General features: G+C 57.1%; 13 protein-coding genes. 1 reads left to right on the plus strand and 12 read right to left on the minus strand.

What is annotated here, in order from left to right:
• Positions 1-106 precede the first annotated feature (106 nt).
• The 11 genes from C0398_03345 to C0398_03395 form a co-directional block, all read right to left on the minus strand.
• Positions 107-1,372 carry a hypothetical protein gene (locus tag C0398_03345; protein MBA4365028.1) on the minus strand — a complete coding sequence of 422 codons (1,266 nt, stop codon included), beginning with the start codon at positions 1,370-1,372 and terminating at the stop codon, positions 107-109.
• A 10-nt stretch (positions 1,373-1,382) separates the two neighbouring features.
• Positions 1,383-2,591: a hypothetical protein gene (locus tag C0398_03350; protein ID MBA4365029.1), complete on the minus strand. Its 1,209-nt coding sequence runs from the start codon at positions 2,589-2,591 to the stop codon at positions 1,383-1,385.
• 1 nt (position 2,592) lies between these two features.
• Positions 2,593-3,267, minus strand: coding sequence for a macrolide ABC transporter ATP-binding protein (locus C0398_03355; protein ID MBA4365030.1), 675 nt, complete (start codon positions 3,265-3,267; stop codon positions 2,593-2,595).
• 17 nt (positions 3,268-3,284) lie between these two features.
• A complete protein-coding gene (locus tag C0398_03360; GenBank protein ID MBA4365031.1) occupies positions 3,285-5,177 on the minus strand; it encodes a hypothetical protein in 1,893 nt (630 codons plus the stop codon).
• Positions 5,178-5,275: 98 nt separating this feature from the next.
• The gene (locus tag C0398_03365; GenBank protein MBA4365032.1) at positions 5,276-6,526 is read right to left on the minus strand and encodes a hypothetical protein; all 1,251 of its coding nucleotides are present in this window, start codon (positions 6,524-6,526) and stop codon (positions 5,276-5,278) included.
• Between the two features lie 2 nt (positions 6,527-6,528).
• Positions 6,529-7,188, minus strand: coding sequence for a DNA-binding response regulator (locus C0398_03370; protein ID MBA4365033.1), 660 nt, complete (start codon positions 7,186-7,188; stop codon positions 6,529-6,531).
• Positions 7,189-7,342: 154 nt separating this feature from the next.
• A complete protein-coding gene (locus C0398_03375; protein MBA4365034.1) occupies positions 7,343-7,465 on the minus strand; it encodes a hypothetical protein in 123 nt (40 codons plus the stop codon).
• 274 nt (positions 7,466-7,739) lie between these two features.
• Positions 7,740-8,294, minus strand: a complete 555-nt coding sequence (locus C0398_03380; protein MBA4365035.1) for a hypothetical protein — start codon at positions 8,292-8,294, stop codon at positions 7,740-7,742.
• 295 nt (positions 8,295-8,589) lie between these two features.
• Positions 8,590-8,826: a DUF1871 domain-containing protein gene (locus C0398_03385; protein ID MBA4365036.1), complete on the minus strand. Its 237-nt coding sequence runs from the start codon at positions 8,824-8,826 to the stop codon at positions 8,590-8,592.
• Positions 8,827-8,840: 14 nt separating this feature from the next.
• Positions 8,841-9,020: a hypothetical protein gene (locus tag C0398_03390; protein MBA4365037.1), complete on the minus strand. Its 180-nt coding sequence runs from the start codon at positions 9,018-9,020 to the stop codon at positions 8,841-8,843.
• Positions 9,021-9,727: 707 nt separating this feature from the next.
• Positions 9,728-9,850 carry a hypothetical protein gene (locus C0398_03395; protein ID MBA4365038.1) on the minus strand — a complete coding sequence of 41 codons (123 nt, stop codon included), beginning with the start codon at positions 9,848-9,850 and terminating at the stop codon, positions 9,728-9,730.
• Positions 9,851-9,969: 119 nt separating this feature from the next.
• Here C0398_03395 and C0398_03400 point away from each other — a divergent pair, with 119 nt between their 5' ends.
• Positions 9,970-10,227, plus strand: a complete 258-nt coding sequence (locus C0398_03400; protein ID MBA4365039.1) for a hypothetical protein — start codon at positions 9,970-9,972, stop codon at positions 10,225-10,227.
• Between the two features lie 27 nt (positions 10,228-10,254).
• Here the strand turns inward: C0398_03400 and C0398_03405 are convergent, their stop codons facing one another.
• Positions 10,255-10,539, minus strand: coding sequence for a hypothetical protein (locus C0398_03405; protein ID MBA4365040.1), 285 nt, complete (start codon positions 10,537-10,539; stop codon positions 10,255-10,257).
• Between the last annotated feature and the right edge of the window lie 33 nt (positions 10,540-10,572).

Here is a 10,572-nt window from a genome sequence, read left to right on the forward strand (position 1 = left end):
CCGCAACTGGTCCGGCTGATGTATACGCCGGGCCGCTCACGACCCTTGATGCAGAAACTCAACCAACTGCTGGGAGAGGATTAGGAGCGAGACTCCTGCCCTCAGTTCAGGTCACCGCGGGGGCGGGGATGTCGACAGGCGTCCTGGTCGTGTTGCCTGCCTTGTCGGTGGCGACGATGGCCCCGTGAATGCCGAAACGGTTGACGAGCAACAGTTCGTTGTGCCCAGCGGTCAGCCACGTGTGCAGTGATCCGTCGGCTCCGGTCTCGAGGAATGCCTGTTTCAGGCTGGCTTCGACGATATCGATGCTCACAGTCACGAGGCGGGAAGAGAAGACGCTTTCCTGGGCCTTCCAGGTGATCACCGGCGCAGTCGTGTCCAGCTCTGGAGTCTGCCCGCCATCGACAGAAACGGGTTCAGGAACACCGGTCAGGGGAATGCGGACCATGGTCGGCTCCTTCGACGTCCAGACAAGCACGAAATCGTCTGTCGTGAGCGGTACAGGGACGTTCGCCCGGTCGAACTCCAGACGCACCAATACTTCTGTTAGCGCTCCCACGCTCGTATCCAGCGTGTACGTCGCCTCCTTCTGATACCTGTCAGGCTGTCCGCTTGACCGGTCAGACAACGATGTCAACCGCAGGCGGCGTGGTGCCAGGATCGTGCCGGGCATGCTGAACCAGGCAACAGGACCTCCACTCTGGTCCCAGAACCGTGAGAGAGCGGCGGACAGTCTGATTGAGATGGTATCGGAAACGACTGCAGACGGAGACGCGATGCGGACTGCCGGAGTACCGGCCAGTGCTCCGTTCCGCCCGGTGCGGAAGCGCACGAGCACTGTGAGACGGTCGGCCCGCGGAGTCTCGACCGTCAGGGAGACAGGAGATACGCGACTGACCGTACTGATGCCGTAGTAGTTCGATACCAGCGTCGTTCCCGCAGAGTCATCCCTCAGCAGCAGCCGGATGTGGCTCGCTGTACGCGGGTTCTGGATCATCGCGCTGCGCAGGATGGTGAGATCATGGACTGTCCCGGCAGAGAGTGCCATCGGGACAGGTACAGTGAGGGTGTGTCCTGACCAGTGTGCAGAGGCGCCTGCAGGGGTTCCATCGATCGACACGTCCCCCGCCGCAATGTCGCGGAACCCTGCCCGACTGATGCTGTCGTCGAATATGATGCTAAGGGCCTCCCCCAGTTTCACGTCGCGGCCCAGAAGGAATCGGACCTGGTACTCCTCGTACTCGCCAATATACCCGTCTACAGTACTGACGTTCACAAAGGGGACCGTTTCAGCCGCGCCCACTGGTCGGATCCCCACGCAGGACACCAGCAGAGCGACAACAACAATGATTCCCAGGAATTTCATTCGCATGATACGCCTCCTATTCATAGCGCAGGGCTTCGACGGGTCTCAGCCGTGCAGCCTTGCGGGCGGGATAGACCCCGAAGAAGATGCCCACGGCAATAGAGAAGCCGACGGCAAGCAGGACCGAGGACGTGGTGACAAATGTTGGGAGGAACCGCTGGATGACCAGGTTTGCGACCAGGACACTGAACACGACCCCGATGATACCGCCGATCCCGCTGAGCAGGGACGATTCGATGAGGAACTGCGCCAGGATGTCGCGTTCGCGCGCTCCCAGCGCTTTTCGGATACCGATCTCCCTGGTGCGCTCGCTCACTGACACAAGCATGATGTTCATGATGCCGATACCCCCGACGACCAGCGACAGTCCCCCGAGTGCAGCCAGAAGTGCTGTGAAGATGCTCAGCGTCGAGGAGAAGAGACTGGTGAGCGCCTTCTGGTCGAGGACACTGAAGTCGACCTTGCCGTGTTTCCGCTCCAGGATGCTCGCAATCTGGTTCACGATGGCACCGCTGTCGTTCGGGTTGACGCTCTTGATGGTCGTCAAGCTGATGCGGTCATGCTGCATGCCGAATGACTTCTCGCCGACTGTGAGGGGCAGGATGACGGCATTGTCCGAGTTCCCGAAGAGGCTCTGCCCCTTCGAGGCGGTGACACCTACGACCTTGAAACTCATCCCGTTGATCCGGATGAGCTGACCTATCGGCGACACGTCCGGAAACAGCGTCGACCTCACGTTTGCCCCGATGACCACGTTCCGCGTCCGGTTGCTGACATCGCTGGCGACGATGGGGCGCCCACTCTCGATGGTCAAGTTGTTGACCTCGAAGTAGGTCTCCGTGCCAAAGATACCGCTGCCCGCCATCGTGGTGCTGCCGCGCTTGACCGTGATGCCGATCGTATTGGCGGGCGATACGACGATGGGATATGTCACCCTAGCCTCGATGGCCTTGAGGTCGTCCATCGTGATCTTGGCACCCGTATCCCGTGTCGTGCTGTTGCGGCCGGAGAGAATGCTCGACTGCGCTCCCGGGGTCAGGTACAGGTTTCCTGAGCCGCTGCCCTGGATCTGCCCAAGGATGTCGCGTTTCGACCCCTCGCCCACGGCCATCAGCAAGATGACCGCCGCGATGCCGATGATGATGCCCAGCATCGTCAGGAAGGAGCGCATTCTGGCGCCGGCTATGGAGCGGGTTGCGTTCTTGTAGCTGTCTCGCAGGTCCATGTCAGTCTCCCTCGTCTGCGACGACGAGGCCGTCGCGGATGCGGATGACCCGTTCAGCCTGCGCCCCGATGTTGTCGTCGTGCGTCACGTAGATAATCGTCTTCCCGTCCGTATGAAGCGCCTTGAGGATGTCGATGACCTCACGTGCTCCCTTGGAATTCAGGTTGCCGGTTGGCTCGTCTGCCAGGATGATCGACGGGTCCATCATGAGTGACCGGGCAATGGCGACACGCTGCTGTTCGCCGCCGGACATCTCGACAGGCCGGTTCTTCATGCGGTCCTTGAGCCCTACGTGTTCCAGCAGTCCCTCCGCTTTGCGCCGCCCATCGTGGACGGGCTTCGTGGCGTAGGACAGCGGAAGCATAACGTTCTCGAGCGCAGACATCTGCGGAAGCAGGTTGTACGCCTGGAACACGAAGCCCATGTCCTGATTGCGCACTGCCGCGAGTTCGTCAGAACGGAGACTGGACACGTCCCTGCCCTTCAACATATATCGTCCGCTGGTGGGACTGTCGAGACATCCCAGGATATGCATCAGCGTTGATTTCCCGGACCCTGAGGGGCCCATGATTGCCACAAATTCCTGCGCCCCGATGTCAAGTGAGACGCCTGCGAGGGCCTCGATGGTCACGCCCCCGATCGTATAGATCTTGCGGAGGTCCGTAAGTTGGATCAGTTCCATGCAACCCTTCCCTACTGGCCGCCCATGAACGGGGAACCCGACGTCGTGGATGTCTGGCTCACCACCGGCTGCTGACGAAGGATCGTGTCGCCCGCCTTAAGGCCCGACACTACCTGCACGTACTCATCACCCTCAAGCCCTGTGGAAACCTCCGTTTTCGTCTGCACGGCCTTGCCTCCTGCGTTTTTCGTGATGAGCACGACATACTTCTTGCCGCCCTCAGTCAGGAGAGACTCGACGGGCACCGCAAGGACGTTTCTGACCGTCGACAAGATGACTGTTGCATCGCCTGACATGCCGTCCACAAGCGTGGCTGGCGGCGTCGTGAGCCGGATCTTCAGAGCGTAGGCATTCAGGCCCTCGGGCGTCCTCACCAGTGTCTTGCCGAGGTAGGAGACTGTGCCGGCGAACTCCGTGCCGGGATATGGATCGATGGCGATTCGAGATTCCTGACCCTGCTTGATGTTGAGGATGTCAACCTCATCCACATATGCTTCAACGTTCCACACCGACGTTTGCGCGACTTTCACGAGGCTCGTCTGTGGAGTGGCCATGTCGCCGACGCTCACGTTGACAGCCAGCACGGTCCCGTCCCACGGCGCCCTCAGGACATAGTTGTCCAGGAGAAGCCTCTGGGCACTCAATGCTAGAGCGGCTTGATTCTCCTGTTCCTGTGCAGACTGCAACTGCAGGGCCGTGCGCTGTTCGGTGTCTGCGAATCCACTGAGATTCGTCTGCGCAAGGGTTACGGAAGCGTCTGCCTGCTCGACTTGAGCCTTGAGCGTCTCCAGGTCGTTTGGGCGGGCGTCGTTAGCCTTCTGCGTCGACGCCAGGTTGTTCTTCGCTATGGCGAGCGAGCTTTCAGCTTGCTTCACCTGCTCCTGCGCCGACGCCACCTGCAGCTTCTTCTGTGCAGCTCCGGCAACGGCGACCTTATAGTTGGCTTCCGCATTCAATAGCGAAACCTCAGACGATTGCACCTGCATGCGCTGAAGGTCGATGTCGCTCTGTGACGCCTTGCTGTCCGGCGTCGCATTGTCCAGATTCGTCTGGGCAACGCTCAGCGTCGCCTGGGCCTGGCGGACCTGTTCCTCGAGGACTGCGATCGACTCGTCCGACGCCTGTGCGCTCTTGCTGCTCTCCTGCAATCGCAGTTCTGCAATCCGAAGACTTGACTGTGCCTGTGTGACCTGTGACCCCAGCTGTGCCAACTGCGCTGCCGTCACGTCGCGACTCTGGAGCACGGCAAGGCGCGTCTGAGCCATCTGCAGGTTGAGCTGTGCCTGATCGACGGCAAACTCGGCTATCGTCACCTGGATCGTCGACGTGTCGTAGTCCCCAAGGCTCTTCAGGTTGTTCTGCGCACTGCGGAGACTGGCCTCGGCCTGCTCCACCTGCTCTTGCAGGTTCGCCGCCTGCAGCGAGCTCGTATCCTTATCCGTGAAGTTGTTGAGGTTCGCCTGTGCAGATGCCTGCTGAGCACGTGCCTGTGCCAAGGCGCTCTGAAGCTGCCCCTTCGTCTGGGCAAGTCCGGAGAGTTCTGTCACCGTGCGCGATGCCACGGCTGCGCGGTACCTGGACTCCGCCTGAGCAACCTGGTTCTGCTGGCTGCGAGCGTCGATGCGCAGCAGGATGTCACCATCCTTGACGGCGTCTCCCTCTGCAACAGTGACAGCAGTGACTTCCCCCTGCGTCTGGACTGTCAGCGTCGCTGACCGCAAGGGGTGTATGGTTCCTGAGACCGATGTGCCCGCGGAGACGTCGTGCGCCGCCACAATGTACTCGGCGTCGGCCGTTCCACTCACACTCCCTGTCGACCGCAGTCGCCCGAGACATCCTGTCAGTCCCAGGGCAATCACCACCAGTCCAACCACTGCGACGATCCTTCTTGTTCTGTTGCTCATCGTTCCTCCATTCACCTATACCTTCGCGGCGTCCGTCCTATCGCAATCGTCGACAACCGGACCATCAGTCAAGGTAACAGTCAGATCCTAAGAGCGGGTTAAGAGCTCCTCCCTTGCACATGAGAGGGCGTGAACTCAACAACGAACTCAGTGCCCACTTCGGCGCTGCTGGACGCGTTCAGTCGCCATCCGTGCAGCCCCACGACTTTCTTCACAATCGCCAGCCCCAATCCAAAACCGCTCTGCGCATGAGACGTATCCGCCTGGTAGAAGGGCTCGAACACGTGGAGCAGATCGTCTGGACTGATGAAACCACCAGAGTTGCTGACGGTGAGCGCCTTGGTCGTAAGGGTCACTCTTACCGTCCCTCCGGGAGCATTGAACTTCACTGCGTTCTCGATGAGGTTGCTGACCAGTTGATGCAAGAGCAGTCCATCTCCTTCTACCACAACGTCTTCTTCGATGGACGTCTGCATCGTCACCTCGCGCTCCTTGCAGGATTCGGCGTTCTGACTTGCCACGGAACATACTAGCGCCGTCATGTCGATCGGCCCGAGGTCGACTTTCACCCGGTCCAGCTGGGCAACCTCGAGCAATCGCTCGACGAGGAGCGATGCATACTTCACCTGTCCTTTGGCCGCCATGATGCCCTGTTCATACTCACCCGTCTTCATGGCGACATCCAGCGATGACGAAATGCTGGCGAGAGGCGTGCGCAACTCGTGACTTGCATCCTGCGTGAACTGCTCCAGGCGCTCCTTCGACTCGTGGATGGGGCGCAGTGTGTGCCGGGAGAACGAAAGGCCGAACACGTACGCCAGGATACCCATGATGAGCGTTGTCAGCAGTAGATTCAGGAGCTTCCACGCTGCCTCGTGGGGTGAGCGTCCCGTCGGTCCTGCAAACTGAACGTAGCCTACAATGCGGCCATCGCTCCGGACTGCCCTGGTCACGACCAGATATCGGCCTTCGCCGAGGGAAAGTGGCGCAAAGGGATCAACGGGGCCACTTGCAGTCCCTGCAAACGAGTCCCCCGCATAGAGCACTGTGCCGTCCGGGGCAAGAATGCGAATGTAGGGCCGCACTGTCGCAGTCATCACTGAACCGGAAGCAGCGATGTCGGAAGCCAGTGCGCCGCCCACTAGTACCTTGTCGATCTGGGCATTCAGATCCTGGCGCACCCGATAAGCAAAGAACGCAACGTCCGCGGCCGAGAACATGACGCCGCTAACCAGCACAAAGACACAGACGAGGCGGGTAAACTTCATCGCCAGACGTTGTTCCACGCTGAACTTCGCGTTCAGCCTCTCCTCAAGATGGCGATGCCACTCTCCGAGCGATTGCCACATGGCTAGTTACCCATCATGTACCCTTTGCCAGGCACCGTCACGATGATCTCCCTGCCCAGTTTGCGTCTCAGATAGGCAACGTGGACATCCACCGTCTGAGAAAACATGAGTTCATCGTATTCACCCCAGACCAGCTCGATGATCTCGAGACGAGTCTTGGCAATGCCGCGGTTGAGTGCAAGGAATTCGAGCAGAGCGTATTCGCGTGGCGCAAGCGCGACAGGCTTCCCGTCCTTGCGGACTTCATGAGTGTTGGTGTCGATGTCGACCTGGCCGATCGTGATGATGGGACTCCGGCTCTCGCCGCCCCGGCGCAGCAGCGCGCGCATGCGGGCAAGCAACTCCTCGAGGTCGAACGGCTTGGTAAGGTAGTCATCGGCTCCGCTGTCCAGACCGGCCACAGCGTTCTGGTGGCCAACCCGCGCGGTCAACATGAGAATGGGCATACTCCGGCCGGCTTGCCGCAACTGATGGCACACTTCCAGTCCGTCCATGCGTGGGAGGTTGAGGTCGAGAACAACGAGAGCATACTCCTCGGTCAGGCCCTTGCGCAGACCTGTCTCGCCGTCGAAGGCAAGATCGACACTGTAGGACTCCGTCTCCAGATACCGCTTGATGTTCTGGGCAAAATCCTGCTGGTCCTCAACGACAAGAATGTGCATCCGTGTCTCCTCTCATACCTGTTATTGTACCAGCAGGACATAAGAACGGATTAAGACGGTGCCTCGACGATCACCGCCGTGTCAGGCTGCTTCCGCCTTCGGTCGTCGTCCCACTGACGTCCCAAGACGGGCGCATCGGTCTCTCAGACGTGATCTACACCATCCCTGCCCGGACAAAGCTGAAGTAGTCCTGGCGGGCACGGCCCACGATGATGTGGTCCAAGACACGGACGCCGACGTACTTCAGGGCCTGGGTGATCTTGTTGGTGGTGTCGATGTCTTCTTTGGAAGGATCGCACTCTTATCTGGAGTGAGATCCGTCCGAAGGCGAAGCCTCAGGTGGCCGCCCGATCAGGAACTTGTCCGTCGTCATCCCGGCGCAGAACAAGTCGCCATCATGAGCAAGACCGGTGGCAAATGGATCAGGAGCGCCGTATTTTCGGGTGCGGTACTCCGTCGGGATCCCCTCTGCCGGACGAGGTTCGTTAACCTTGCGGTTGAAGAACTAGCCGCCTTTGGCAACCGGATTCCAAAGGCGCCCGAACCGACAACTAATGTATATGGCCTAGTATATCCTTGAAGTATATTTCAACGGCGGTTTCATTTGGAAAGAGACTTGAAAGTTGAGATGACAAACACTTCTTTGCCTCAGCGTACTCGGATGAATGAGCCGAGGTTCCCAGATTGAGTGTCTTCGCTACTAGGTCATTGGGATCCAGGTCACTTGATTTACGCAGCATTTCTATGCCTCTCTGTTCCCATTCGACAAACAGGTCGCCTGAACCGCTGTTGTAAAACAGATATGGAAGAATAGATGCCATATGACCTGCTACACACAGAAACCGAGGTGCGTTTCCGAAATTCGATAGACCAAAATTCATACATTCGATAAGCGTATCCTGAAATGCTTGAGAAGACAGCTTTTCTGTGTTGATACAGCAATCCCACAACGACAGTACATACCAGCATTCGGAAAGCAATCTGAGCAGCTTGTCGCTGTTGAGTTTGTCATCTTTCCATTCATCATCGAGTAGCGACCGCGCTTCTTCCCATTTCTCCTGCTTTTCAAGGTCCTCAAGTCCGCTGACTTCAACAAAGTAGCTCATTCCTAACCTCACTTCGTTTTAACCCATGCATCAACAATGCGGGTACACCATCGACAACTCTTGTGGTCACTTGAACCGTCTGACCTCTATAAACAAAGTTATAAACTACACTACCGACACTGTTCACGACGCCAGCACCCTTGGTAAAAGTGCTCTCTTGATTCTGCTCACGGAAGAGGCCATCTCTTTTCAAAGACAGCTCTCTTCCTATACATGATTGCTCTTTCTTGATAGTAGTGTCTAGAGCGCCACAGATTCATTGTGAGACCAATAGATCTAGGAATTCGCTTTGCGCCTAATCTGAGAGTATTCTATAAGCTATCTCTATACAGTCCTGCTTCGTCTTCGTAAAAACATCTTCTCCGAAAGCAGTCAAGAAAATAGCGAAAATGCCATCAGCAATTGCCTCACAGTCTCTCGTTACCCGCAATAGTTCTTCAACTTCCTCAATTTCTGAGTGATACTCATCTTCCGGTGCATATGATAGTAAATCAATAGGATCCCACCCATCAATTATCTCTTTTACGGACATTTTGGCTCTTCCTCCTATTTCCCAAAGAGTTGAGTGACCACCTTCTGCATATCAGAATCGAAGTATCCACTCCCGAATGCAGTAATCACTTGGCCTGCTCTGTTTACGACTACAGCGCCCTGTTGAGAAATATACAAGAATTTGTCACTAGTTTGTTGTAGCACTCTCCCGGTACTCATCCATGTCTGAACCATCTCTTGAGTCACTCCACGTTCAGCCATTCTTCTTAGTCCGTGTGCTGTTGTATTTGCCCAATCAACAGCAATTTCCGGATTACTTACTAGTTTACCGAGTTTATCAAATTGTGTTCCCAAAGCAACGCCTGAACCACCAGCAACACCAGCTCCTGCTAACCCAAGTCCGGTCATTACAGCACCAGTTGAAGCTGTAGCACTGCCAGCGACAACGTATGCCGCTGCAGCTCCGCCCGTAAGCCCAATAGCACCACCGATTGCAGCGCCTGCAGCAACGGATTGCCATGTCACTGAGCCTGTTTGTCTGTATGAGTATATTGCACCTACAACCCCGCCAACAAGCGCGCCAACCGCAGCGGTTACTAGCATGAATACATGACCATTGCTGTCAACGTAAGTGATGGGATTGTTTCCGCAGTACTGGTAGGGGTTCTGCGTGATGGGAGCAAGGAGATCGGGGGGGATAGTTGTCCTTGGTGAGAGGCAAGGTCGCCGCGGGCGTTGTACGAGGAGGCAAGGGCATGGTCGATGCCACAGAACACGAGAAGCGTGCCGACCATCAGTACCAGGAGAACCGACCGAACGCCCTTCTTCGTCACGCGCCTTCCCTTCGTTGTATTGTCACAGCAATGCCCACACAGACTCTAGATGGGACGGAAGGATTGTCAAGGAGAGACCGGTCCTGCTGCAGCGAGATCAGACGCCCGCTACACCATCCCCGCCCGTGCGAAGCTGAAGTAGTCCTGCCGGGCACGGCCCACGATGATGTGGTCCAGGACACGTACGCCGACGTACTTCAAGGCCTGAGTGATCTTGTTCGTGGTGTCGATGTCCTCCTTGGAGGGGTCACACTCTTATCTGGAGTGAGATTTGTTTCACGCAGCATAGTGCTGTAGACAGTGATGACGGAGCCTGCCCCGCGCGGAGGTCACCACAGAGCAGGCTCCAGTTGGCGCAACTACTTGTCCTGCTCTGGTTGGTTCAGGAGTCCACGGCGTGCGGCACGCCGGTCGAGGATGTAGCGGACCAGTCCCGGGAGGAGGGAAGCAAACAGTATCCAGGAAAGGGCGATCCGCAGGGTCACGAGATTCGGAAAACCTTGCCATATGAAGTCGGGATGGGGAGTGCCGAACTTCAGGAACAGATACAGGAGAAACGACATGACGAGGAAGAGCGCAAGCGGAGAGTAGAAACCCCGGCAACATAACGCTGACGAGCCGTTACTTCATAAGATTCAGGACTGTTTGCTCAAGTCTGAAGATGCCTTCTGGATAGCTGCCTCTATCTCTTTTGCCGTGCGGTAGAATCCTGGACACGCTTTGAAATCGTCTTCGTGTGGAGAGAACCGAGCAACAACCTCACCCAAAGCATCAAATACAGCTAATTCAGAATGAGTCAATTCGTCGTAGGGGATGTCCGGATAGAAAACATCTTGATAGGCTTCGCAAAATGTTGGGATATCATATTCCCCTCGTTTGAATGCCTCTAATAGATAGTATAGCTGCTCTCTCTTTGTCATTGTATCTCCCTTACTTCTTCCCATTTCTCCTGC

The organism is Coprothermobacter sp., from assembly GCA_013824685.1.
GTDB lineage: Bacteria > Caldisericota > Caldisericia > Cryosericales > Cryosericaceae > Cryosericum.

What these genes read in the sequence shown, in the direction of transcription:
- C0398_03345 (MBA4365028.1), bottom strand. Translation starts at nt 1,372, where the DNA reads ATGCGAATGAAATTCCTGGGAATCATTGTTGTTGTCGCTCTGCTGGTG.
- C0398_03350 (MBA4365029.1), bottom strand. Translation starts at nt 2,591, where the DNA reads ATGGACCTGCGAGACAGCTACAAGAACGCAACCCGCTCCATAGCCGGC.
- C0398_03360 (MBA4365031.1), bottom strand. Translation starts at nt 5,177, where the DNA reads ATGAGCAACAGAACAAGAAGGATCGTCGCAGTGGTTGGACTGGTGGTG.
- C0398_03365 (MBA4365032.1), bottom strand. Translation starts at nt 6,526, where the DNA reads ATGTGGCAATCGCTCGGAGAGTGGCATCGCCATCTTGAGGAGAGGCTG.
- C0398_03370 (MBA4365033.1), bottom strand. Translation starts at nt 7,188, where the DNA reads ATGCACATTCTTGTCGTTGAGGACCAGCAGGATTTTGCCCAGAACATC.
- C0398_03380 (MBA4365035.1), bottom strand. Translation starts at nt 8,294, where the DNA reads ATGAGCTACTTTGTTGAAGTCAGCGGACTTGAGGACCTTGAAAAGCAG.
- C0398_03385 (MBA4365036.1), bottom strand. Translation starts at nt 8,826, where the DNA reads ATGTCCGTAAAAGAGATAATTGATGGGTGGGATCCTATTGATTTACTA.
- C0398_03390 (MBA4365037.1), bottom strand. Translation starts at nt 9,020, where the DNA reads ATGGTTCAGACATGGATGAGTACCGGGAGAGTGCTACAACAAACTAGT.
- C0398_03405 (MBA4365040.1), bottom strand. Translation starts at nt 10,539, where the DNA reads ATGACAAAGAGAGAGCAGCTATACTATCTATTAGAGGCATTCAAACGA.